At 68.5% G+C, this 23,212-nt stretch carries 26 protein-coding genes and 2 pseudogenes; 18 read left to right on the top strand and 10 right to left on the bottom strand.

The annotated features are described in order from the left end of the window. Positions 1-14 precede the first annotated feature (14 nt). A complete protein-coding gene (locus Q8N19_RS10340) occupies positions 15-1,328 on the top strand; it encodes an Ig-like domain-containing protein (RefSeq protein WP_305590347.1) in 1,314 nt (437 codons plus the stop codon). A gap of 13 nt (positions 1,329-1,341) precedes the next feature. On the opposite strand, the gene Q8N19_RS10335 is transcribed toward Q8N19_RS10340, so the two are convergent. Continuing rightward, entirely contained in the window at positions 1,342-2,523 is a 1,182-nt protein-coding gene (locus tag Q8N19_RS10335) for an NAD(P)/FAD-dependent oxidoreductase (protein WP_305590345.1), read from the bottom strand. 321 nt (positions 2,524-2,844) lie between these two features. Between Q8N19_RS10335 and infA the strand changes: the two are divergent. From infA to Q8N19_RS10295, 8 genes and pseudogenes are all read left to right on the top strand, one after another. After that, a pseudogene (gene infA / locus Q8N19_RS10330) lies at positions 2,845-3,060 on the top strand (translation initiation factor IF-1); the annotation flags it as partial. Positions 3,061-3,232: 172 nt separating this feature from the next. Then, positions 3,233-6,109 (top strand): monovalent cation/H+ antiporter subunit A, encoded by a 2,877-nt coding sequence (locus Q8N19_RS10325; RefSeq protein ID WP_305590344.1) that lies wholly within the window; start codon positions 3,233-3,235, stop codon positions 6,107-6,109. A gap of 2 nt (positions 6,110-6,111) precedes the next feature. Then, positions 6,112-6,426: pseudogene (locus Q8N19_RS10320) on the top strand (Na+/H+ antiporter subunit C); the annotation flags it as partial. Between the two features lie 89 nt (positions 6,427-6,515). Beyond that, complete coding sequence (locus tag Q8N19_RS10315; RefSeq protein WP_305590340.1) at positions 6,516-8,030, top strand: monovalent cation/H+ antiporter subunit D; 1,515 nt, start codon at positions 6,516-6,518, stop codon at positions 8,028-8,030. Between the two features lie 10 nt (positions 8,031-8,040). After that, the gene (locus tag Q8N19_RS10310; protein WP_305590338.1) at positions 8,041-8,532 is read left to right on the top strand and encodes a Na+/H+ antiporter subunit E; all 492 of its coding nucleotides are present in this window, start codon (positions 8,041-8,043) and stop codon (positions 8,530-8,532) included. Further along, entirely contained in the window at positions 8,529-8,798 is a 270-nt protein-coding gene (locus Q8N19_RS10305; protein ID WP_293322084.1) for a K+/H+ antiporter subunit F, read from the top strand. The genes Q8N19_RS10310 and Q8N19_RS10305 overlap by 4 nt, the downstream gene beginning before the upstream one ends. 11 nt (positions 8,799-8,809) lie before the next feature. Continuing rightward, positions 8,810-9,223 (top strand): Na+/H+ antiporter subunit G, encoded by a 414-nt coding sequence (locus Q8N19_RS10300; protein WP_305590337.1) that lies wholly within the window; start codon positions 8,810-8,812, stop codon positions 9,221-9,223. 41 nt (positions 9,224-9,264) lie between these two features. Next, a complete protein-coding gene (locus Q8N19_RS10295; protein ID WP_305590336.1) occupies positions 9,265-10,041 on the top strand; it encodes a thioesterase family protein in 777 nt (258 codons plus the stop codon). 10 nt (positions 10,042-10,051) lie between these two features. Here the strand turns inward: Q8N19_RS10295 and Q8N19_RS10290 are convergent, their stop codons facing one another. From Q8N19_RS10290 to Q8N19_RS10265, 6 genes are all read right to left on the bottom strand, one after another. Continuing rightward, positions 10,052-10,579, bottom strand: coding sequence for a hypothetical protein (locus tag Q8N19_RS10290; RefSeq protein ID WP_305590335.1), 528 nt, complete (start codon positions 10,577-10,579; stop codon positions 10,052-10,054). Positions 10,580-10,643: 64 nt separating this feature from the next. Continuing rightward, positions 10,644-12,113 carry an MFS transporter gene (locus Q8N19_RS10285; protein ID WP_305590334.1) on the bottom strand — a complete coding sequence of 490 codons (1,470 nt, stop codon included), beginning with the start codon at positions 12,111-12,113 and terminating at the stop codon, positions 10,644-10,646. Continuing rightward, entirely contained in the window at positions 12,110-12,553 is a 444-nt protein-coding gene (locus Q8N19_RS10280; RefSeq protein WP_305590333.1) for a MarR family winged helix-turn-helix transcriptional regulator, read from the bottom strand. The genes Q8N19_RS10285 and Q8N19_RS10280 overlap by 4 nt, the downstream gene beginning before the upstream one ends. 88 nt (positions 12,554-12,641) lie before the next feature. Further along, positions 12,642-13,463 (bottom strand): phytanoyl-CoA dioxygenase family protein, encoded by an 822-nt coding sequence (locus Q8N19_RS10275; protein WP_305590332.1) that lies wholly within the window; start codon positions 13,461-13,463, stop codon positions 12,642-12,644. A gap of 57 nt (positions 13,464-13,520) precedes the next feature. After that, positions 13,521-13,937 carry a hypothetical protein gene (locus Q8N19_RS10270; RefSeq protein ID WP_305590331.1) on the bottom strand — a complete coding sequence of 139 codons (417 nt, stop codon included), beginning with the start codon at positions 13,935-13,937 and terminating at the stop codon, positions 13,521-13,523. A 51-nt stretch (positions 13,938-13,988) separates the two neighbouring features. After that, positions 13,989-14,633, bottom strand: a complete 645-nt coding sequence (locus Q8N19_RS10265; RefSeq protein ID WP_305590330.1) for a S24 family peptidase — start codon at positions 14,631-14,633, stop codon at positions 13,989-13,991. 87 nt (positions 14,634-14,720) lie between these two features. Here Q8N19_RS10265 and Q8N19_RS10260 point away from each other — a divergent pair, with 87 nt between their 5' ends. The 3 genes from Q8N19_RS10260 to Q8N19_RS10250 are packed head-to-tail and all read left to right on the top strand — an operon-like array spanning position 14,721 to position 15,837. Further along, positions 14,721-15,047 (top strand): hypothetical protein, encoded by a 327-nt coding sequence (locus Q8N19_RS10260; RefSeq protein ID WP_305590329.1) that lies wholly within the window; start codon positions 14,721-14,723, stop codon positions 15,045-15,047. Continuing rightward, positions 15,044-15,253 carry a hypothetical protein gene (locus Q8N19_RS10255; RefSeq protein ID WP_305590328.1) on the top strand — a complete coding sequence of 70 codons (210 nt, stop codon included), beginning with the start codon at positions 15,044-15,046 and terminating at the stop codon, positions 15,251-15,253. The genes Q8N19_RS10260 and Q8N19_RS10255 overlap by 4 nt, the downstream gene beginning before the upstream one ends. Positions 15,254-15,261: 8 nt before the next feature. Continuing rightward, positions 15,262-15,837, top strand: a complete 576-nt coding sequence (locus Q8N19_RS10250; protein ID WP_305590326.1) for a hypothetical protein — start codon at positions 15,262-15,264, stop codon at positions 15,835-15,837. Here the strand turns inward: Q8N19_RS10250 and plsY are convergent. After that, on the bottom strand, positions 15,834-16,493 hold the full coding sequence (gene plsY / locus Q8N19_RS10245) for a glycerol-3-phosphate 1-O-acyltransferase PlsY (RefSeq protein WP_305590324.1): 660 nt from the start codon (positions 16,491-16,493) through the stop codon (positions 15,834-15,836). The genes Q8N19_RS10250 and plsY overlap by 4 nt on opposite strands. A gap of 94 nt (positions 16,494-16,587) precedes the next feature. On the opposite strand from plsY, the gene Q8N19_RS10240 reads away from it, so the two are divergent. From Q8N19_RS10240 to Q8N19_RS10225, 4 genes are all read left to right on the top strand, one after another. Further along, positions 16,588-17,349: a Stf0 family sulfotransferase gene (locus tag Q8N19_RS10240; protein ID WP_305590322.1), complete on the top strand. Its 762-nt coding sequence runs from the start codon at positions 16,588-16,590 to the stop codon at positions 17,347-17,349. A gap of 152 nt (positions 17,350-17,501) precedes the next feature. Further along, positions 17,502-17,807 carry a type II toxin-antitoxin system RelB/DinJ family antitoxin gene (locus tag Q8N19_RS10235; protein ID WP_305590320.1) on the top strand — a complete coding sequence of 102 codons (306 nt, stop codon included), beginning with the start codon at positions 17,502-17,504 and terminating at the stop codon, positions 17,805-17,807. Then, the gene (locus Q8N19_RS10230) at positions 17,788-18,078 is read left to right on the top strand and encodes a type II toxin-antitoxin system RelE/ParE family toxin (protein WP_305590318.1); all 291 of its coding nucleotides are present in this window, start codon (positions 17,788-17,790) and stop codon (positions 18,076-18,078) included. The genes Q8N19_RS10235 and Q8N19_RS10230 overlap by 20 nt, the downstream gene beginning before the upstream one ends. A gap of 77 nt (positions 18,079-18,155) precedes the next feature. Beyond that, a complete protein-coding gene (locus Q8N19_RS10225) occupies positions 18,156-18,599 on the top strand; it encodes a GFA family protein (protein WP_371133829.1) in 444 nt (147 codons plus the stop codon). Between the two features lie 47 nt (positions 18,600-18,646). On the opposite strand, the gene Q8N19_RS10220 is transcribed toward Q8N19_RS10225, so the two are convergent. Further along, entirely contained in the window at positions 18,647-19,045 is a 399-nt protein-coding gene (locus tag Q8N19_RS10220) for a host attachment protein (protein ID WP_305590315.1), read from the bottom strand. A gap of 122 nt (positions 19,046-19,167) precedes the next feature. Beyond that, a complete protein-coding gene (katG, locus tag Q8N19_RS10215) occupies positions 19,168-21,423 on the bottom strand; it encodes a catalase/peroxidase HPI (protein ID WP_305590313.1) in 2,256 nt (751 codons plus the stop codon). Positions 21,424-21,929: 506 nt separating this feature from the next. Here katG and Q8N19_RS10210 point away from each other — a divergent pair. Continuing rightward, positions 21,930-22,166 (top strand): hypothetical protein, encoded by a 237-nt coding sequence (locus Q8N19_RS10210; protein ID WP_305590311.1) that lies wholly within the window; start codon positions 21,930-21,932, stop codon positions 22,164-22,166. 2 nt (positions 22,167-22,168) lie between these two features. Beyond that, on the top strand, positions 22,169-23,182 hold the full coding sequence (locus Q8N19_RS10205; RefSeq protein ID WP_305590310.1) for a hypothetical protein: 1,014 nt from the start codon (positions 22,169-22,171) through the stop codon (positions 23,180-23,182). The last annotated feature ends 30 nt before the right edge of the window (positions 23,183-23,212 follow it).

Here is a 23,212-nt window from a genome sequence, read left to right as displayed (position 1 = left end):
GAACAGGAGGCCGCATGGCCGCTCCCACAGCCACCATCGTCGTCGCAAATACCACCCTGAGGATCGGTCAGACCTCAACAGTCACCTTCACGTTTTCCGAGGCGGTCAGCGGGTTCACCCTGGGCGACCTTATTGTGGCGAATGGGGATCTCTCCGGCCTGAGCTCGGCGGACGGCGGCGTCACATGGACGGCCACCTTGACGCCCTCGGCCAATGTGAGCGACGCCACCAACCTGATCACGCTGGATAATTCCGGTGTCAGCGGTGGCGGCGTCCCCGGGGTCGGGACGACCAACTCCAACAACTACACGGTCGACACCGTCCGGCCTGTCGCCACCACCATTGTCGTGGCCGACACGTCTCTCACAGCGGGTGAAACCTCGCTCGTGACGATCACCTTCTCGGAGAGAATTGCCGGGCTGGACACCGGCGACCTGACCGTCGCCAACGGGACGATTTCGGGTCTCACCTCCGCTGACGGTGGGGCCACCTGGACCGGCACCCTGACCCCCTCAGCCTCGGTCAATGATGCGACCAACCTGATCATCCTGGACAATGCAGGCATCATGGACCTGGCCGGCAACGTCGGCACGGGGACGACGTCCTCTAACAATTATGCGGTGCTGACGGCCTCCGCGCCCGTGGAGCCGCCGCCGCCTGTCCTGATCGTCGGCACGCCGTTCTCCGATGTGATGAGCGGCAACAGCCTGGACAATGTGATCAACGGCGGGGAGGGGAACGATACGATCAGCGGCCTGGACGGCGCCGACCAGATCAACGGTGGCGACGGCTCGGACTCTCTGCACGGCAACGCCGGGGCCGACACCCTGACCGGCGGCGGGGGGAACGACCTCCTGCTCGGGGGGCGCGATAACGACTTCATACAGGGCAATACCGGGAACGACACGCTGTCCGGGGACCTCGGGAACGACACCGTTCATGGGGGGCAGGGCGCCGATGAGGTCTATGGCCGAGAGGGCGACGATGTCCTGTTCGGCGATGCTGGCGACGACATCGTCCGGGGCGGTCAGGGGGATGACCAGATCTTCGGCGGAGCCGGCAACGACTTCCTTTCGGGAGACAGGGGGACTGACACCCTGACGGGTGGGGAGGGCGCCGACCGGTTCCACATCTTCGCCGGCGCCGGCCGCGACGTCGTGATTGACTTCAGCCTCGCCCAGGGTGACCGCGTGCAGTTGCTCTCCGGCGCCCAGTACTCCACGGCCCAGGTGGGCGGCGACGCGGTGATCACCCTGACCAGCGGGGACCAGCTCGTTCTCCAGGGCGTGCAGCTGGCGAGCCTCGGTGAGGGCTGGATTCTGACCTGATCCTGGACGGCGTTCAGACCGACTGCCCGGCGCTCCAGCCTGAGGCCCAGGCCCATTGGAAATTGTAGCCGCCGAGCCAGCCTGTGACGTCGACCACTTCGCCGATGAAGTAGAGGCCGGGGACCTTGCGGGCTTCCAGGGTGCGGGACTCCAGCTCATTGGTGTCGACGCCGCCCAGGGTGACCTCGGCGGTGCGGTAGCCTTCGGAGCCCACGGGCTTGACCCGCCAGGCGTTCACCGCCTCGGCCAGGGGGCGCAGGACCTTGTCGGACTGGTCGGCCATATTGCCCTTGGGGGCGTGGGTTTCGGCCAGATACTGGGCCAGGCGCTTGGGCAGCAGTTCGGCCAGGATGGTGGCGGGCGCGGCCTTGGCGCGGCTGGTGCGGGCGGCGCGCAGATGGGCGTAGACGTCCTGGCCCGGGGCGAGATCCACGGCGATCTCCTGGCCTTCGCGCCAGTAGGACGAAGCCTGCAGGATGGACGGGCCGCTCAGGCCCCGGTGGGTGAAGAGCAGGGCCTCGGAAAACCGGGTCTTGCCGGCGGACACCGTGGCGTCCACGGCGACGCCGGCCAGGGGGGCGGTGCGCTCCAGCAGGGAGACGTCGAAGGTCAGCGGGACCAAGGCCGGGCGGGTGTCGGTGACGCGGAGGCCGAACTGCCTCGCCACATCATAGCCGAAGCCCGAGGCGCCCATCTTGGGGATCGACTTGCCGCCGGTGGCGATCACCAGGCGCGCGCAGGCGACCTCGCCAGCCGAGGTCTGCAGGGTGAAGCCGGTGTCGTTGTGGCTGATGGCCTGGATGGAGGTCTGCAGGGCGAGCTCGGCGTCGCCCTTGGCCATCTCGGCCAGCAACAGGTCGATAATCTGGCGGGCCGAGCCGTCGCAGAACAGCTGGCCCAGGGTCTTCTCGTGGTGGGCGACGCCATAGCTGTCCACCAGGGCGATGAAGTCCTTGGGCCGGTAGCGGCGCAGGGCCGAGATGCAGAAGCGCGGATTCTCCGACAGGAAGTTGTTCGGCGTGGTGTTGATATTGGTGAAGTTGCAGCGGCCGCCGCCGGAGATGCGGATCTTCTCGCCCGGCGCCTTGGCGTGGTCGATGACCAGCACCTTGCGGCCGCGCTGGGCGGCTTGAGCGGCGCACATCATGCCGGCGGCGCCGGCGCCGGCGATCACCACGTCGTATCTGAGGTCCATGGGGCTCCTTAGCCGATTATCGGCGCGCTGGGGGGAGGGGATGAGGCCGGATCGGCGGCGGCTGGACTTTTGCCGTCCCAGGGCCTACCTAAGCGTCTCGACATTTCGTCGCGCGACGCCCGACCTAAGTCCGTTTCAGCGCGGTTCGCTCAAAGCCCGCCTCTCAAGCCTCCTCCATGCGCCGGTTCGCTGGCGCAGAGCGGGGCCTTTGGCGCGTCTGGACCGTCCTGCCGCCGTCTGGCGGGGACCGCCCTCCTCGCGGAAGGGCCCGGCCATGAGGCCGGCTCGCCGGGCGTCGGCGGCCAGCAGGAGACGATACGTATGTCCAAGGAAGAGTTTATCGAGTTCGAAGGCGTGATCACCGAACTGCTGCCCGAGGGCCGGTTCCGCGTTCAGCTGGACAATGAACACACCATTCTCGCCTACACAGCCGGCCGCATGAAGCGGAACCGCATCCGCTCGCTGGTGGGCGACCGGGTCACCGTCGAGATGACCCCCTACGACCTGGACAAGGGTCGGATCACCTATCGTCACAAGACCGAAGGCCCCCGGATGGGCGGCGGTCAGCAGCGGCCGCAGTTCCGCCGCCGCTAGGGACGACCCGCCCAGCCGCTGAGCTGAGCAATAACGGGAAATTCATTGGGGCTGCGACCGCCTGTCGCTATTGATGGGCGCGCACCCATTTGACGTCATCGACTCGAGGGCCAATTTGACCCTGGCGTGGATCGCCTTTTTGCCGTTCCTGGGCGCGCTCGCCCCGGCCCTCGCCATTCGTCTTGGTCGCAACGCCTGCGCCCTGGCCACGGGGCTCGTGACCGCGACCGCGCTTGGTCTGCTGCTGAGCCTGGCGCCCCAGGTCATGGCCGGTCAGGTGATCACCGCGCGCCTGGAGTGGTTCCCGGCGCTGGGTCTGAACCTCAACTTCTTCCTTGATGCGCTCGGGCTGATGTTCGCTGGGATGATCCTGGGCATCGGCCTGCTGGTCATCATCTATGCCCGCTTCTACCTGGCCAAGGCCGACCCCATGGGGCGGTTCTTCGCCTTCCTGCTGCTGTTCCAAGGCGCGATGGTAGGCATTGTCCTGTCGGACAACATCCTGCTGCTGCTGATCTTCTGGGAGCTGACCAGCCTCTCGTCCTTCCTGCTGATCGGCTATTGGCGTCATCTGCCCGAGGGCCGCCAGGGCGCGCGCATGGCGCTTACCGTCACCGGCCTGGGCGGGCTGTCGCTGATCGCGGGCCTGCTGATCCTAGGCCAGATCGCCGGCTCCTATGATCTGAGCGTCATCCTGCAGAGCGGAGAGGCGATCCAGGCCTCGCCCATGTATCTGCCGGCCCTGCTGCTGATTCTGGGGGGCTGCTTCACCAAGTCGGCGCAGTTCCCGTTCCACTTCTGGCTGCCCCACGCCATGGCGGCGCCGACACCGGTCAGCGCCTACCTGCATTCGGCGACCATGGTGAAGGCCGGCGTCTTCCTGCTGGCGCGGCTGTGGCCGGCCCTGGCCGGCACCGAGGCCTGGTTCTATCTGGTGGGCGGGGTTGGTCTGTTCACCATGGTGTTCGCCGCCATCGTCGCCCTGTTCAAGGACGACCTGAAGGGGCTGCTGGCCTATTCCACCATCAGCCATCTGGGCATGCTGACCTTCCTGTTCGGGCTCGGCACGCCGGCCGCAGCGGTGGCCGGCGTCTTCCACATCATCAATCACGCGACCTTCAAGGCCGCCCTGTTCATGAACGCCGGCATTGTCGACCACGAGGCCGGCACCCGGGATCTGCGCAAGCTGGGGGGCCTGTTCACCCTCATGCCGATCGCTGCGACCCTGGCGGTTCTGGCGGCCGCAGCCATGGCCGGCGTCCCGCCGATGAACGGCTTCATCTCCAAGGAGATGATGCTGGAGGAGGCGGTCGGCGCCCAGGCGTTTGGCCTGACCTGGCTGGTCCCGGCCATCGTCATGGTCGGCATCCTGTTCTCGGCCGCCTATTCGTTCCGCTATGTGGTCGGGGTCTATTTCGGGCCCAAGCGGGAGTCCTATCCGTCAAAGCCCCATGACGCGCCGTTCGGCATGTGGGCGCCCTCGGCCCTGCTGGTGATCCTGGCCGTGGCCATCGGGCTGGCGCCGGCCCTGGTGGCCGGGCCGCTGGTGAATGCGGTGTCGGCCGCGGTGACCGGCGGGACGGCGGGGGAGAAGTATCTGTCGCTCTGGCACGGCTTCAACCTGCCGCTGGCCATGAGCGTGGCGGCCCTGGTGGGCGGCGGCCTGCTACTGGGCGCCCATCGCGGGGCTGAGCGGGTTTGGCTGGCCATGGGCCTGCCTGACGCCAAGGCCATGTTCGACAAGGTCACTGGGGCCGCGGCCCGAGGCGCCCAGCGGTTCACCGAGGCCGTGCATAACGGTTCGCTGCAGCGCTACATGTTCATCATCCTGGCTGCCGCCGTCATCGTCGCCATGGCCGGCTTCGTCAGCGCCGACTATGTCGAGGGCGCGCGCGCCACCCTGCCGGCGCCCGGCGCTGCGGTGATCGCCTGGGTGCTGCTGGTAGGCGGGACCACCTCGGTGCTGCTGGGTCATCGGCACCGCTATCTGTCGCTGATCTTCATCAGCGTGATCGGGCTGATCGTCTCCCTGGCTTTTGTCTTCCTCTCGGCCCCGGACCTGGCCCTGACCCAGATCTCGGTGGAGGTGGTGACCATCCTGCTGCTGCTGCTGGCCCTGAACCTGATGCCCAAGACCACGCCGGTGGAGAGCAGCCGTGGGCGGCGCCTGCGCGACGGACTGCTGGCGGGGCTTGGCGGGCTGGGCATGGCCGGCGCCACCTGGGCCCTGCTGCGCCGGGAAGGACCGCCCTCGATCTCCGAATTCCACTGGGCCAATTCCTATTCCGGCGGCGGCGGCACCAATGTGGTCAATGTGATCCTGGTGGACTTCCGGGGCTTCGACACCTTTGGCGAAATCATCGTCCTGGGGATCGCCGCCCTGACCATCTTCGCCCTGCTGGAGACCGCTGGCCGCGGGGCCTCGGGCCGCAGGCTGGCGGCCTGGTCGCCGGACCAGAGCCGGTCGCCCGAACATCATCCGATGATGCTGGTGGTGGCCACCCGCCTGCTGCTGCCGTTGGCCCTGGTGGTCGGTCTCTACATCTTCCTGCGGGGCCACAACGAGCCCGGCGGCGGCTTCATCGCCGGCCTGGTGGTCTCCATCGCCCTGCTGATGCAGTACATGGCGTCCGGCTATGTCTGGGCTCATCGGCGGCTGCCGGTGGATCACCACGGCCTGATCGGCTTCGGGGTGCTCGTGGCGGCCCTGACGGGACTGGCGGCCATGGCGCTGGGGGCGCCGTTCCTGAAGAGCGCCTATGAGTATGTGTCCATCCCGCTGATCGGAGATGTCGGCCTGTCCAGCGCGCTCGCCTTCGACATCGGCGTGGCCTGCACGGTGGTGGGGGCGGTGATGCTGGCCCTGCATCACCTGTCCAATGTGGCCCAGCGGGCTGAGAAGTCGCCCGGGGGCGACGACCGGCCCATGGACGTCGATCCCAGCCGCGCTGCGAAGCCGCCTGCGTCGGCGCCGGCGGGAGAGGGCGCATGAGCATCGAGTTTCTGGTGTCCACGGCGGTGGGCGTGCTGTCGGCGGCCGGCATCTATCTGGTGTTGCGGGGGCGAACCTTCCCCGTCGTCCTCGGCCTGGCCTTCATGTCCTACGCCATCAACGTCTTCCTGTTCGCTTCAGGTCGGCTGGTGATCAACCAGCCCCCCATCTGGGGCAAGGACGTGGCGGCCTATACCGACCCGCTGCCCCAGGCCCTGGTGCTGACGGCCATCGTCATCGCCTTCGGCATGACGGCCCTTGTGGTGGTCCTGGCCCTGCGGACCTATCTGGAGACCGGCACCGACCAGATCGACGGCCTCACCGACCGTTCGCCCACCCCTCTGCCGCCGCCGGAGGAGAGCGCGGTTCTGGGACCTGAGGCCTCTTCGTCGCAGGAGGCTGGCCGATGAGTCACTGGTTGGTCGCCCCAGTCCTGCTGCCGGCCCTGCTGGCGCCGCTGATGCTGCTGTTCCTGCGCAAGCGGCTGATGGAATCGCGAGTGCTGTCCATCGCCAGCTGCCTCAGCCTGCTGGCCCTGGCCGGCCTGCTGATGGCCCAGGCAAACGACGGGACGATCCAGACCTACGCCCTAGGAGACTGGCGGGCGCCCTTCGGCATCATCCTCGTCCTGGACCGGCTGTCAGCCCTGATGCTGATGGTGACGGCGATCCTGGCCCTGGCGGTGATGATCTATGCCGTGGTGACGGGCCTCGACCGCAAGGGCTGGCACTTCCATCCCCTGTTCCAGTTCCAGCTGCTGGGCCTGAACGGCGCATTCCTGACGGGCGACCTGTTCAACCTCTTCGTCTTCTTCGAGGTGCTGCTTATCGCCTCCTACGGCCTGATGCTGCATGGGGGCGGCGCGGCCCGGCTGAAGGCGGGGGTGCAGTATGTGGTGGTCAATCTGGTGGGTTCGACCCTGTTTCTGGTGGCGGTCGGCCTGCTCTACGGGGCCACGGGCACGCTCAACATGGCGCATATGGGCCAGCGGGTGGCCCAGGCCCCGGCCGGCGACCACGGGCTGATCCTGGCCGGCGGCCTGCTGATGATCGCGGTGTTCGCGCTTAAGGCCGCCGTGGTCCCGCTGCACTTCTGGCTGCCCAGGACCTATGGCTCCACCTCCGCGCCGGTGGCGGCCCTGTTCGCCATCATGACCAAGGTCGGCGCCTACTGCATCCTGCGCTTCACCACAGTAGTGTTCGGCGACGGGGCCGGCGAATTGGCCTGGGCGCCGGCGCCCTATCTGCTGCCCGCGGCGCTCGCCACCATGCTGCTGGGCTTCATCGGCGTGCTGGGCGCGCGTCATCTGCGGCAACTGGCGGCCTTTTCGGTGATCGGCTCCATGGGGACCCTGGTCAGCGCCATCGCGGTCTTCACGCCGGAGTCCACCGCCGCCGCCCTCTATTACCTGCCGCATTCCACCCTGGCGGCGGCCGCCCTATTCCTGGTCGCCGACCAGATCACCCGGCGGCGCGGGGACTTCGGCGACGTCCTGTCGCCCAGCCCGGTGTTCGCGGGCGCCGGCCCCCTGTCGGGCCTGTTCTTCCTCACCGCCATCGCCGTGGTCGGCCTGCCGCCGCTGTCGGGCTTTCCGGGCAAGCTTCTGATCCTGGACGCCGTACGGGACGCGCCGGGGGGCTGGTGGATCTGGGGCTTCATCCTGGGGACCACGGTGATCAGCCTGCTGGCTTTCGCCAGGGCCGGCAGCGTGCTGTTCTGGAAGAGCGCGGCGACCACCGGCGAGATCAAGGCCTCCGCCCCTGTGGCGCCGGTCGCCTCGGCCCTGGTGGTGGCGGGCCTGCTGGCGTCGCTGGCCGCCCTGACCTTGGCCGGCGGACCGGTGAGCGCCTATCTCAACGCCACGGGTGAGCAGATCTATGAGGCCGGCGCCTATGGCGGCGCAGTCCTGGGGCCAGGGTGAGGGACGGGGGATGATCAAGAAGCTGCTGCCCCATCCGGCCCTGAGCGTCACCCTCATCGTCGTCTGGATGCTGCTGGCCAACCAGCTCACCCTCGGGGGTCTGGTTCTCGGCGTCATTATCGGCCTGGTGGTTCCCATCCTGACCAGCCCCTTCTGGCCCGACCGGCCACGGGTGAGGTTCGGGCCGCCGACCTGGGGCTATCTGGCAATCGTGCTCTGGGACATCGTCACCGCGAGCTTTCAGATCGCCGTCATCGTCCTGTTCCGCCGGTCAAAAGACCTGCGCTCGGCCTGGCTGGTCGTGCCCCTGGATGTACGCAGCCCTGAGGCGATCACCATGCTGGCGGGGACGATCAGCATGACGCCAGGCACGGTGTCCTGTGATGTGTCGTCCTGTGGAAGGGCCCTGCTGGTGCACGCCCTGGACACCCCCGACCCCGAGGCCGAGGTGGCGCGGATCAAGCGCCGCTACGAGGCCCGGTTGAAGAAGGTCTTCGCATGATCGAGATCGCCGTCCTGTTCGCCATCTCCTGCGTGGGCCTGGCCATGGCGTTGAACCTCTGGCGGCTGGCCCGGGGACCGACCACGGCCGACCGGATCCTGGCGCTCGACACCATGACCATCAACGCCATCGCGCTCATGGTGCTGATGCAGATTCAGCAGGGATCGGCGGTCTATTTCGAGGCCGCCCTGCTGCTGGCCATGGTCGGCTTCGTCGGCACGGTGGCCTACTGCAAGTTCCTGCTGCGCGGCGATATCATTGAGTAGGGATGAGGATGATGGACGCCGGACCCGTTGAAATCCTGATCTCCGCCATCCTCGTGATCGGCGGCTTCTTCGCCCTGGTGGGATCCTGGGGGCTGGCGCGGATGCCGTCCCTGATGACCCGGCTGCATGGTCCGACCAAGGTGACGACCCTGGGGGTGGGCTCCTGCCTCATCGCCTCGATGATCTATTTTCCGGCCATGCAGGGGAAGTACTCGGCCCACGAACTGCTGATCACCCTGTTCCTGTTCCTGACCGCGCCGATCACCGCCAATATGATCGCCAAGGCGCACCTGCACCGGCAGGGGCGGGCCATCGATCCTAACCCCATGGACGACATCGCCGAGGGCCTGCCGGAAACCGGCGTCGGCACGGGCTGGGCCACCTTTGAGGGCCAGGCCGCAGATCGGGCCGATCCGCCGCGCTGAGGCGCTTGCGGTCGCGGCGGAATCCGGCATGGATCGCCGCGATGAAAAACGAACCCTTCTTCAAGCGGCAGGATGGCCGCTTCGTCCCCATGCCCGCCTGCCGCGGACCGTGGAATCCGCAGTCGCTGCATGGCCGGGTGATCGTCGGCCTGCTGGGCCATGTGCTGGAGGCTGAGCACGGGGAGCCCGACTTCATCCCCGCCCGGCTGACCGTGGACATGTACCGCCTGCCGGACTTTTCCCCGGTGGAGGTGACGACCACGGTGGTGCGGGCTGGCAAGCGGATCAAGGTGGTGGACGCCGAGTTCATCAGCGGCGGGGTCAGCATGGGCCGGGCGAGCTGTCAGTTCCTGCGCCGCACCGCCAACCCTGAGGGGACGGTGTGGACGCCGGGGAACTGGGACGTGCCGGCGCCGGCCGACATTCCGCCGCCGGAGGACAAGCGCATGGGCATGGGCGGCATGTGGGCCATGCGGCGCATCACCGGCGACTTCGGCGAGGTGGGGGTGAAGCGGACCTGGATGAGCGAGGTGCGCGAACTGGTGGAGGACGAGCCCCTGACGCCCTTCACCCGGGTCGCGGTGGCGGCCGACTTCGCCAGCCCCTTCGCCAATGCCGGCGACAAGGGGCTGGCCTATATCAACAGCGATGTGACGGTCTATCTGCACCGGCTGCCGGCTACCGAGTGGGTCGGGTTCGAGGTGGTCAACCACGGCGCCAGCGACGGCGTCGCGATCGGCGAGTGCTTCCTCTATGACGAGCAGGGGCCGATCGGCTCGGCCGCCTGCACGGCGCTCGCCCAGGTCATGAAACGCTGAGCGCTACGCGTCACGATACGTCGACCGCCCGGCGGCATTCGGCGGCGAAGGTCCCGGCGATGTCGGCGGGCGGGGGCATGTGCGGGCCAAGCTGCTGGGCGCCATAGACGGCGCTGATCGCCGTGGCGGTCTGCAGGCGTTCGATGAAGTCGGTGGAGACGTCGGCCTGGGCGACCACGCCGCGCTCGGCCGATGAGGCCTGCAGGTCGGCGACGAAGACGAACAGCTCATCATCCAGGCCGACGGTGAGCCGGTCCTCGCTGCTGATCGGGGTGAAGCCTGCCACCGTCAGGGTCATGGCGGCGGGATTGCGCACGCAGCCCAGGCGCAGGACGGCCTCGCCCGCGGCGTCCGACAGGGTGAGGACCGCGCCTTCGCCGCTGGCCGAGGCGGCCCAGGCCAAGCCAGGCGCGACAGCGGCCGGGGGCGGCGGATCGGGCGTCTCGACCTCTGCAACAGGGGCTGGCGGCGTCTCGGCCGGCGAACAGGCGCTGAGCGCCAGGGCGGTGACCAGGGCTGTGGCCAGGGTCTGCTTCATGGGGATCTCCTTCAGCCGCCATAGGGGGCAGGGGAGGGGGCGCGTCAAGGCGGGCCTTCCAAGCTCAGCTTCGACTGTTCATCTCGTCCCCGGCGTCTTTGGGCAGGCGGGCGTAGAAGAACATCGACACGAAGGTCAGGGCGCCGATCACCAGGAAGGCTGGCGAGATGGTCTGCGCCGTCATCTCGGTCTGCCCCGCCATCTGGGTGAAGACGTGGATCAGGGTGGCGGCCAGGCCGATGCCCACTGACTGGATCAACTGCTGGGCCATGGCCGACATGGTGGAGGCGCGGCTCATCCGGTCCTGTTCGATCTCGGCATAGGCCAGGCCATTGAGGCTGGTGAACTGCAGGGAGCGGAAGAAGCCGCCGGCCAGCAGGACCAGCATGATGACCCAGTGGGGGGTGTCGATCTGGAAGGCGGCGTAGGCCAGGAAGAAGACCCCGGTGATGACCGCGTTGACCATCAGCACCCGACGGAAGCCGAAGCGGCGCAGGATGGGCGGGGCGGTGGTCTTCATGATCAGGGCGCCTGCCGCCCCGACAAAGGTCAGCAGGCCGGCCTGCAGGGCGGTCATGCCGAACGCGACCTGCAAGAGCATGGCGAGCATGAAGGGGGTGGCGCCCATGGCGATGCGCATGAAGGCGCCGCCGACCACCGAGGCCTCGAAAGTGCGCAACCGGAAGAGCGACAGGTCGAGGATGGCGTGGGGGGTGCGTCTGGCGTGCCAGGCATAGATCCACAGCATGGCGCCGCCGATCGCGAACAAACCCACAACGGCCAGGGCGGGCAGGAAGTCGCGCCCCAGATTTTCGAACCCGAAGATCACGCAGGCGAGGCCAAGGCCGGTGAGCAGCATGCCCTTCCAGTCCAACGCCTTGGCGTCCTGGAGCGCCACATTGGGCACGAAGCGGATGACCAGCAGCAGGCCGACCGCGGCGATGGGCAGGTTCATGAAGAAGATCCAGGGCCAGTCCCAGAAGGTGACGATGAAGCCGCCCACCGGCGGGCCGATCACCGGGCCCAGCAGGGCCGGCATGGTGAGGACCGACATGGCGCCGACCAGCTCGTTCTTGGGCGTTGTGCGTAGCAGGACGAGGCGGCCCACGGGCGCCATCATCGCGCCGGCGGCGCCCTGAAGCAGCCGCGCGCCGACCAGCTCCATCAGGGTGTCGGCGAAGCCGCACAGCGCCGATGAGAGGGCGTAAAGCGCCATGGCCAGGACGAAGATGCGCTTGGCCCCGAACTTGTCGGCCGCCCAGCCGCTGATCGGCAGGAAGACCGCCGCGGCCAGCAGATACATGGTGATGGCCAGGTTCAGACGCAGGGGATCTTCCCCCATGTCCCGGGCCATGGCCGGCAGGGCGTTGGACAGGACCGTGGCGTTCAGGGTCTGCATCATCAGGGCCGAGCCGATGACGGCGGGCACGATCCAGCCGCGGCTCAGGGCGGCGGCGCGCTCTTCAGCCGTCGCGACGACGGGCTTGGTCGATGCGCCGGCCTCTGGCGTGTCCTCGGCGGAGATCTCGGTCATGGCTGGACCTCCACGAGGGCCAGCAGGGGCGCGGCCGCCGCCGCCAGGGCCTGGCGCTCGACGGGAGAGAGGCGGCTGAGGCGGGCGGCCAGCCAGTCGTTGCGGCGGCGTCTGGTCTCCGCCAGGGCGGCCATGCCGGCCGGCGTGATGGTCAGGCCGGACCTGCGGCCATCAGAGGCGTGGCTGAGGCGGCTGATCCAGCCGGCGGCCTCGAGACGCTTGATGTGGGTGCTCATGGCCGGCCGCGACATCTGCTCGGCGTCAGCCAGGTCGGAGACGCCGACGCCGGGCTGGCGCTTGATCTCCACCAGCAGCAGGACGTCCAGCGCTGAGAGGCCGGCCTTGGACGCCTCCTGGCGCAGGCGACGGGCGACCCGCAGCAGGGCCGGCCGCAGCAGCTCGGCGAGCTGGTCGGGATCGTCAGGGAGGCCGACGGGCATGGGCGCCATCTAGTTAAGTAAGCAAACTATCTATCTGGCTAGATAGACCCCCAGGGCCGCAGGTCAAGGGGCGCGGCGCGATGCCGGCTCAGACGGCGGTCGGCGGCCGCAGTACGGGCGGGACAAAATCAGGCTCCAGCGCCTTGCGCGGGTGGGAGGCGGTGACATGTCCCATGAAGGGCGGCCAGATCTCGTAGCCCAGCAGGGCCTGCAGGCGGGGACTCATGGCCCGCACCTGGTCCTTCGGGACGCTGAGAAAGTAGTTCTCCTGGGTGCGCCCCCAGGGCTGGCAATACTGGTTGGTGAGGGCGAGGCGCGGGCTGCCCGAGCGGTTGGCGCCGCCCCGGTGCAGCATGTGGCCCTGGAAGACGATGGCCGAGCCCGCCGGCATGATCGCCTGGATCAAGCGGCTGGCGGCCTCGGGATCGCGGCCGAAGGCCTCGACCTCGGCGTCGCCCCACAGGTGGCTGCCGGGCAGGAGGTCGGTGGCGCCGTTCTGGTCTGTGAACGGGTCGATGGCGATGATGACGCTGAGGCTTGCGGCGGGCCTGGGTCTCGGCAGGCGATAGAAGCCGTCGTCGAAATGGACGCTCTGCGCGGCCTCGCCCGGCTGGATGGCGATGGCCTGGCTGGCGGTGAGCAGGTAGCCGGGCAGGAGGAAGCGGTCGAGGAGGGCGAGGATCTGGGGATGCTCGGTCAGGTCTTCGAACACCTTGCCCCGGGCCACCAGGGTATAGACTCGCTCGGTGGCGTAGCCCTCGAAGGCGTTGCGTCCCAGGTGGCCGCCGAGGTGAGGGGCGAGCGCCTCGCGCACGGCCTCGAGGCCGGCGGCGTCGAGGAGGTCGGGCAGGACGGTATAGCCGTCGCGTTCGATGCGGGCGGCGTGGGCGTCTGGGTCAAACGGGTTCACGGGCGGGCTCCCTGCGGCGCTTCTGGCGAGCGCTTGAGGCCCAAGCATAGACCCGGCTCAGACCAGCAGGCTACGGGCCTCGCGCAGGGCTTTGAGGGCCATGCGCGCTTCATTGGAGAGGCGAGCGAGGCGGCGGGGCGCTGCGGCGCAAGCATCGGCGTGTCCGCGGGAGGCGGCTTCGCGTAGGGCTTCGGCCTGCTGGTCCAGGGCGCGGGCTGCGGCCTGGAGGTCGGAGAGCGCGCGCTTCAGGCGGCCTTCGGGCGAGGCGGCCCAGGCCTGCTGGGCCGCGAGGCGGGCTTCGGCGGCGCGGCGGATCTGATCTGGGCTGCGGCGGCGGGGCGGCTCGAGGCCAAGGCCGGACCAGGCGACCCCCCAGGAACGGCGGGCCTGTCCGTGGGTCCAGACGGCGTGGTCGGCGGCGTCGAGAGCGGCGCAGGCCGTGGCGAGGTCAGGCTCGGAGGCGCAGAGATCCATGGCAAAACTGTATAATAAATACAGGTTCGCGCAACCGGAAGTGCGTCCGGCTCAGAGGGCCGACTGGATGATCCGGCGGGCCTGGAAGGGCGGGATGATGGCGGTGATGTGGGCGGCCCAGCGCAGGCGGGCGTCCTGGCGGGTGGGGCCAGCGACGCTTTCCAGGTCGTAGAGGCCCGAACGGGAGCCCCGCAGCAGACGCTTGACCAGCACCTCGTCGGTGTCGATCTCCACCACCACCACATGACCCAGCATATCGGGGGTGGGCGGGGTGCGCTGGTCCTCGAAATAGATCAGGGCGCCGTCGTCGGCGAGGCCGCGCATGGAGTGGCCGACCACCCGCAGGGCGGCGGCCTTGTCGGTGCCGCCAGGCGGGATAGGGGCGAGATCCCCGGCATCCTGGCCGGTGGCGAAGAGGACGATACCCTCGGGATTGGCGCCGACGCGGCCGAGGATTGGGACGTAGCCGGCGAGCGCCGAAGCCCGCACGGGACCTGCGGCGTCATAGAGCCATTCGGCGCTGACCCCGAAGGCGGCCGCATAGTCCTTGGCCTTGCGATAGGAGAAGGGCGCGTTGCCGTTTTCGTTGGAGGCGTAGGTGTTGCGGTTCCAGCCGAAGGCCTCGGCCGCGGCGGCGGCGGTCTCGTACCCGGCGTCGAGGCGGGCCTGGCGGAGGCGGTCGGAACGGTCGTTCATGGGGACGGTCTAGCGCAACTTGGGATAACTGTACATAGGATACAGTTTCCGCTTGCCGAGTGTGTGTATGAAAAATACAGTCGGCCCATGGAACAGACACAGTCGCACCGGGCTCCAGCCCGAAGCCCCACGAGCCTGGGGGATTACGCCAACCTGCGCCGGGGTGGGGCCTCGCCGCCGCGCATCCGCGCCTTACTGAGGCTCGGGGACGGCGATGTGGCGCGGCTGGAGCGGGCCTTTCGCGGCCAGGTGGCCCGCGGCGTCGGCGAGGCCCAGCCCCGCTTCGCCCATCATGAGCGCCATGTGGCCGCCGTGCTGGCGGAGGGGGGCTTTCCCGCTCTGACGGAACGGCGGATCGGGCGCAATGGCGTGCAGGTCGGCCTGCCGCTCACCTGGCCGGAGGCGCGGCCATGAGCGCGGCCATGGGAGAGGCGCCCCGGGATGCGGGCGCCCTGGTGGCCCAGGCGCTGGGCCATCGCACGCCGGGCGACCGGGCGCAGTTCCTGAAGGAGCTGCTGGCCCATACCGCCGCTGGCCTCGTGATCCTGGAAGGGGAACGGGCGGCCAGCGAGGCGGTCTACCGGCTGGCCGACGCGGTGGTCTCCCGGGGGCGGCCATGAGGGGGGCGGTGTTCGATCCCGCCGCTCGGACGCGGGCGCGGCTGCGGGACCTGGAGACCCGCACCCGGGACCGGGCCGAGGCCGCGGCGGTGGCCGAGGGCGTGGCTGAGACGATGGGCCTGTCGGAGGCCCGCGGGGCGGTGTTCGAGGGACCGCCTAGCCCTGGGCGTCCCTATCGCCGGCAGACCGGGCTCGACTGGCTGGCGCGGAAGGGGCGGATCAGCCCGGCGCAGAAGTCGGCCGGGGAGCGCTATGGCGCCCTCTATCGCCGGACCGCGCGGGAAGGCGCCATCCGCTCGACCCTGGACGTGCGCCCCGGCGGCGGCGGTCCGGCCGGGCCTGGGCTGCGGGAAGAGGTGCTGCTGATGGCCGCCGAAGGCTCAGCCCAGGCGGCGGCGCGACTGGCGGCGATGAGGGCCAGGCTCTGGGACCAGGCCGACCTGATCAGCGCCTGCGACCTGATCTGCGGCCAGGAGCTGACGCCCCGCGAGGCCGTGGCCAGCGAGCGGGAGGTGGGACGGATCGAGGCGCTGGTGGCTGTGGCGCTGGATGTGCTGGCGGGGGAGAGTCGTGCGCGGGGCTAATCTCCTGCGACTCGGCCGAACTGAGGCTCCGTCCCGTTCAGCAGCCTTCCAAAATTGGCGCGATGTCGCACGACGACATAGAGGCCGCCGGCAAAGACGATCAGCTGGTGAGGCAAGGGCTGCTGCAGGATGACGACCAGAAGCATCGCCGTCAGCGCCGCCAGGATGGAACCGAGGGAGACAATGCGGGAAACGGCAAGGGTAATCGCAAAGACCGCCAAGGCGCCCAAGGCGACAGGCCATGCGAGGGCCAGTAAGACGCCCAGGCCGGTCGCGACCGACTTTCCCCCGCCAAACCCGAGCCAGATCGAACGGCTGTGTCCCAGCAGGGCGGCGCCAGCTCCCAGGCTGGCGGCCCAGGATGGCCAGGCTTGTTGGTCCAGCGTGGCTGGGGCGGCGATCGATGACGCCAGAAACCAGACACTGATCTCGCGAACAAGGACGACGGCTGCAACGCCCTTGAGCACGTCGATGATCAGCACCCCCAATGCGGGCCACTTGCCCAGGACCCGCAGGGCGTTCGTGGCGCCGACCGACCCCGAGCCGTACTGGCGGATGTCGAGCCGATACAGTCTGCCCGCCAAATAGGCTGTTGGTATGGAGCCGAGGATGTAGGCCAGCATCCAACCCGTCAGACTCACGATCCAGAACGTCATGCGGCCTCACTGCTGATCAAGGCGAGATTTGTACGCCATCGCCTTGCCTGGCTAGAGTGTTCATGAAGTGTGTCGGCGCTCTGGCGGGACGATCATGACAGACTACGACTCCTACATGATCTGCACGGCCCCGCGCAGCGGGAGCACCCTGCTATGTCGGTTGCTGGCGGAAACGGCGGTGGCGGGGAAGCCCGCGTCTCATTTCCACGAGCCGTCCGTGGCCGAATGGATGCGGCGGCTGGGCGTCGAGCCGGAGGCTGGGGCGTCGGAGCGTGAGGTTGTCGAGGCCTGCATTCAGGCGGCCCGGTCTCAGGGATGTAGCGAAAATGGGGTCTTTGGCCTGCGCCTGCAGCGGCCGAGCTTCGCGTTCTTCTTTTCCCGCCTGGCCTTGGTTCATCCTGGCGCCTTGTCCGATCGGGATCGGTTTGAGGGCGTGTTCGGGCGCACCCTGTTCATCCACCTGTCTCGCACCGACAAGGTCGAGCAGGCGGTGTCCTGCCTGAAGGCCGAGCAGACCGGCCTGTGGCACGTGGCGGCCGACGGCTCGGACGTGGAGCGGATCGGGCCGCCTCGTGAGCCGGAATATGACGGCCAGCAGCTGCAGGCCTGGGTGGATGCGATGGTCGGCTATGACTGGGACTGGAACAGGTGGTTTGCGAGCGAGGCCATCGAGCCGGTGCGCGTCACGTACGACCATCTCTCCCGCGACCCCCAAGGAGTCCTGCGTCGCATACTGGATTCCCTTGGGCTGGACCCTGCTGCGGCGGGTCATGTGGCGCCCAGCTTGCGGAAGATGGCTGACGACACCAATCAGGCGTGGGTGACGCGGTTTCGCGCTGAGCGCATCGTGGCTTGATGCGCGTTGGGCGACGCGGAGGCGCCGGGGCGAGGCGCTGGCCGGGAAGGGGGATCGCCTGACACCGGTTGGCGGGTGGCGCTGGTTTCTGAATGGCCTTGATCGTCTCTCATTTGAGATACAGATTGAGGGCGCTTTCAGGAGGACCAGCGATGGCCGCGCAAACCTCAATGCTCCATGTGCGTGTGGACGAGCAGCTTAAGGCCGACGCCACCGAGAAGCTCGCCCGCGTCGGTCTTACGGTCTCCGACGCCGTACGCATTCTGTTGACCCGCATCGCGAGGGAAGGGGGGTTGCCGGCCGGACTCACCTCCGATCCCGACGCTCATGACGCCTGGTTCCGCGCCAAGGTGCAGGAGGCCCTGGCGGACACCGCGCCCGCCGCGCCCCATCGGCAGGTGATGGACGAAGCCCAGGCGCGGATCGACCGGAAGCGGCGTGACCGTCCGGTTGATTGAATGGCGCGAGGCGGCGCGCGGCGATTTGTTCGCGATCCTGGACTATATCTCCGACGACAATCCCGACGCCGCACAGCGGTTGAAGGACGAGATTGAGGTCAAGGTTTCCAGGCTGGCCACGCGGCCTAAGCTCTATCGGCCGGGAAGAGTCGCCGGCACTCGCGAGATGATTGTTCGGCCAAACTACATCGTGGTCTATGCGGAGGAAGGTCGCGCTGTGATCGTCCTGCGGGTGCTGCACGCCACCCAGCAATGGCCGTCCGCCGGATAGGTCGGCGGCTGGCTGTCGGCCAGCTGGGTCGCATTGCGCCGCCTAGTCCATAGCGCACGAATGACGGGGAATTGACGATGACCAGAGAAGGCGGCTGCCGGTGTGGGCAGGTTCGGTTCCAGGTTTCTGACGCGCCGAAGGTGACCATGGCCTGTCATTGCCGGGGATGTCAGCAGATGACCGGCAGCGCGTTTTCGCTGAGCGCGCTGTTTGCGGCTGGCGACTTCGAGGTGACGGCGGGCGAGCCGGTGATCGGGGGGCTGCATGGGGCGACGCGGCACTTCTTCTGTCCGCACTGCATGAGCTGGATGTTCACCCGGCCCGAGGGCGCTGACCTGTTCGTCAATGTGCGCGCGACGCTGTTCGATGATCCGTCGGGGCTGGAGCCGTTCATGGAGACCATGACGGCCGAAAGACTGCCCTGGGTGAGCACGACGGCTGTGGAGGGGTTTGAGGGCTTTCCGCAGCCTGCTGACTATGGCCGGCTGATGGGCGCCTATGGGGCGCGGGGCGCGGGCTGAGGCCGGGCGGCGGAGCGACGGATCGCCCCGCCTTGGGTCGTTTCGGCTCAGGCCTTGTCGATGGCCGCAGCGATCTGATCGGAGGTGTGGCCGGTGAGGTCCTTGGCGATCTCGCCCACCAGGCGGGCCTCGGTCTCCTTGTGCCAGCCCTTGCGGAGCTGACCCAGAGTCTTGGGCGCGGCGATGACCAGCAGGGACTCCGTCTTGTGGGTCAGGACCATATGGTTGAGGGCGTCGGCGACGCCCATGGCGAAGCCGTCCTCGGCCTGGGTGTCGTCGTCGGGATTGGCGCCGCTGGAGTGGCGGCCGGGCGCGCCCGAGGCCCGGTCGGGCATGTCGGGATTGGCCTTGGGCTTGAGATCCATCACCTGGTCCCCGACGTTTTCGAAGAGGACCAGCTTCTCGCCGTCGACGACGGCCACAAGGGCGCCTTTGGTCAGTTTCATCGGGGAGGCTCCGTTAGTTGCAGGAGACCCTCAACGTGTGGCGCGGGGCGCGGTTGCGCAGGGTAGGCCCCCGCCGCTACGCCCTGGGGCGTCGCGACGAGGGTCGCCGATGGGGCAGACGTCTAGTGGGCGCCGGCCAGGCGCTTCTCCCGGGGGAGGTCGAAGCGGTCGGCGTTCATCACCTTGGTCCAGGCGTTGATGAAGTCGGTCACGAACTTCTGGCCGGCGTCAGCCGAGGCGTAGACCTCTGACAGGGCGCGCAGCTGGGAGTTGGAGCCGAACACCAGGTCGGTGCGGGTGGCGGTCCACTTCTGCTGGTTGGTCTTGCGGCACGTTCCGATGAAGAGGTCATCGGCGCTGTCGTCCACCTGCTTCCACGCCGTGCCCATGTCGAGCAGGTTGACGAAGAAGTCGTTGGTCAGCTGGCCCGGGCGATCGGTGAAGACCCCGTCCTTGGACCCGCCGTGGTTAGCGCCCAGGACCCGCAGACCACCGACCAGGACGGCCATTTCCGGGGCCGTCAGGGTGAGCAGCTGGGACCGGTCGATCAGGAGCTCCTCGGTGGGGACGCTGAACTTGACCTGCAGATAGTTGCGGAAGCCGTCGGCCTTGGGCTCAAGGACATCGAAGCTCGCCGCGTCGGTCTGTTCAGCCGAGGCGTCGGTGCGGCCCGGGGTGAAGGGCACGTTGGCGTCGTGGCCGGCGGCCTTGGCGGCCTTCTCCACCGCCGCTGTCCCGCCCAGGACGATGAGGTCGGCCAGCGAGATCTTCTTGCCGCCGGAAGCCCCGGCGTCGAAGGCGGCCTTGATCCCTTCCAGCACCTTGAGGACGCGGGAAAGCTGCTCAGGCTGGTTGACCTCCCAGTCCTTCTGCGGGGCCAGGCGGATGCGGGCGCCATTGGCGCCGCCCCGGTGGTCGGAGCCGCGATAGGTGGAGGCAGACGCCCAGGCGGTCTGGACGAGCTCGGCCACGGTGAGGCCGGAGTCCAGCAGCTTGCCCTTGAGCGCCGCGATATCGGCGGCGTCGACCAGGGGGTGGTCGACCGGCGGGATGGGGTCCTGCCAGATCAGATCTTCGGCGGGCACTTCGGGGCCAAAGTAGCGGGCCTTGGGCCCCATGTCCCGGTGGCAGAGCTTGAACCACGCGCGGGCGAAGGCGTCGGCGAACTGATCGGGATTGGCCCGGAAGCGCTCGGAAATCTCCCGGTACTTGGGGTCCATCTTCATGGCCATGTCGGCCGTCGTCATCATGGTCGGCAGGCGCTTGGAGGGATCGTGCGCGCCCGGCGCCATGTCTTCCGGCTTCTGGTTGATGGGCTGCCACTGCTTGGCCCCGGCGGGACTGCGGACCAGCTCGTAGTCGTAGTCCAGCAGCATGTGGAAATAGTTCATCGTCCACTGGACGGGGGTGGGGGTCCAGGCGCCCTCGATGCCGCTGGTGATGGTGTGGTCGCCGATGCCGCTCTCATGGCTGGAGGTCCAGCCCAGGCCCTGCTGGGCGATGTCGGCGCCTTCGGGCTCGGCCCCGATCTTGGAGGCGTCGCCGGCCCCGTGGGCCTTGCCGAAGGTGTGGCCGCCGGCGGTGAGCGCGACGGTCTCCTCATCGTTCATGCCCATGCGGGCGAAGGTCTCGCGGATGTCGCGACCGGACTGGATGGCGTCAGGCTCGCCGCCGGGGCCCTCGGGATTGACGTAGATGAGGCCCATCTGGATGGCTGCCAGCGGGTTCTCCAGCGCCATCTCCTTGTCGGGCTGGATGCGGGTTTCGGCGCCCTGGCCGACCCACTGTTCCTCCGAGCCCCAGTAGATGTCCTTCTCCGGTTCCCAGACGTCCTTGCGGCCGCCGCCGAAGCCGAAGACCGGACCGCCCATGGATTCGATGGCCACATTGCCGGCCAGGATCATCAGGTCGGCCCAGGACAGCGCCGCGCCGTACTTCTGCTTGATCGGCCAGAGCAGGCGCCGGGCCTTGTCGAGGTTGGCGTTGTCTGGCCAGGAGTTGAGAGGGGCGAAGCGCTGGGAGCCGGAGGATGCGCCGCCGCGGCCATCGCCCGTGCGGTAGGTGCCGGCGCTATGCCAGGCCATGCGGATGAAGAAGGGGCCGTAGTGGCCATAGTCGGCCGGCCACCAGGGCTGGCTGTCGGTCATCAGGGCGGTGAGGTCGCGCTTGAGCGCGGCGTAGTCCAGGCCCTGGAAAGCCTTGGGATAGTCGAAGTCCTCGCCCATCGGATCGCCGTGGGCGCCATGCTGATGCAGGATGTCGAGCGACAGCTGGTTGGGCCACCAGTCGCGGTTGGTGCGGCCGAGCAGAGACCGCAGGGCGCCCGGCTGCTTGATCGGGCAGCCCAGGGGATCGCCAGTTCCAGAAGCGTCGTCCATCGTCGTCCTCCCTCACTTGTGAGTGTTTGAAGGACTGTAGGCAGAGGTTGCGACGCCTGGATAATGGATAAAAATGATCGCCTGGAACGGGAAACTCTATGACGCCATCGCTCGGCACGATGTTCCCATTTTGTTCTTGCGCCGCCGCGGGAATGTGGTAGGTTTTGGCTATGGGTCGTTCTTGCGTCTGAGGCGCGGGGGACGCCGCGGCGGGCTGGGCCCGCACCTGCAGATTTCCATCAGATGACGTGTGCGCCGGGCGGCTGAGCCGCCGGGTTTGAGCATGTCCTGGGGCCTTGCCCCCTTGTCCCTCCCCGGGGCGGCGAGGCGTGGAAATCTGCGGGTCGTGCGTCGATCCCGTCTGCGCCGCAGGAGCCCCGCGCCGGCTGACCATAGTCCCAGGGCCACGAGCCCTGCGGGCGCGCCTCTCGGGAGGCCTGTGGCCGGCGCGGGGCGGAACGGCCCGACAGTTTCAGTGCGGTTGTGTGCAGATGGAGGCGGCGGCGATGGCGGGGCGACCCAGGGATCCCGGCCGGGCGGTGAGGGCGCTCGCTCCGCTGGCGGTAGAGACGCTGGAGGCCCTGATGAAGGGGGACAAGACCAGCGATACCGCCCGCATCGCCGCTATCCGCGAGGTGCTGGACCGGTCTCAGGGCAAGGCCAAGGCGCCCGAGGCCGAGGGCCGGCTGACGGTGACGATCCGCAGGCTCGGATGGGACGAACCTGACGGCTCGGCGGGTTGAGCGTGGAGATCGAGCTGCCAGCCGGCTGGCGGCCCAGGCCCTATCAGACGGCGCTGTGGCGCTATCTGGAGGACGGGGGCTTGCGGGCTGACGTGGCCGCCCACCGCCGGTGGGGCAAGGACGATGTGGCGCTGAACTGGGCGGCGGTCAGCGCCATCCAGAAGCCCGGGGTCTACTGGCACCTGCTCCCGGAGGCCGCCCAGGCGCGCAAGGCGATCTGGGAGGCGGTGAACCCGCACACAGGGCGCCGGCGCATCGACGAGGCCTTTCCGCCCGCGATCCGCACCAGCACGCGCGACGGCGACATGAGCCTGCGTCTGGCCAATGGGTCGGTCTGGCAGGTGCTGGGATCGGACAATTATGACAGCCTGGTGGGAGCGCCGCCGGTCGGCGTGGTGTTCTCCGAATGGGCGCTCGCCAAGCCCGAGGCCTGGACCTACATCCGGCCGATCCTGGCGGAGAATGGCGGCTGGGCGCTGTTTCTGTGGACGCCGCGCGGGCGCAACCACGCGGTGCGCGCCTTCGAGGCCCGCAGCCGCGACGGCGCCTGGTTCACCCTGCGCTCGCCGGCCACGGAGACCGAGGTGTTCACGCCGACGCAGCTGGCCCGAGAGCGGGCCGAGCTGGTGGCCGAGACCGGATCGAAGGAGGAGGGCGAGGCCCGGTTCGCTTCGGAATATCTGGTCGACTTCGATGCGGCTGCGCCCGGCGCCTACTATGCCACCCTGCTGGGCGAGGCGCAGAGCGCAAGGCGCATTGGCCGGGTTCCGCATGACCCGGCTCTGGCGGTCCATACCGCCTGGTTCTATCGGCGGATTTTCACATATTCCGCCTGCGGGGCGAATTTCGCCCTGCTGGGGGCGATCATCCTGCGGCTGCACGATCCGGTCGCCCTGAAGTGGCTGGGCCTGGCCCTGATCGGGGCCAATGTGGTGCTGGGCACGCTCTATCTTGCCGGGGCCACGGTCACCGACTGGGCCAAGCTGGTGGCGGCCGGACGCCGGGACCGAGCCTGACAGATATCCCTCAATCGAAACATGGAGGAC

The organism is Phenylobacterium sp., from assembly GCF_030693405.1.
In the GTDB taxonomy this organism is placed as follows: Bacteria; Pseudomonadota; Alphaproteobacteria; order Caulobacterales; family Caulobacteraceae; genus Phenylobacterium.
This window is presented reverse-complemented; position numbering and strand designations above follow the sequence as displayed.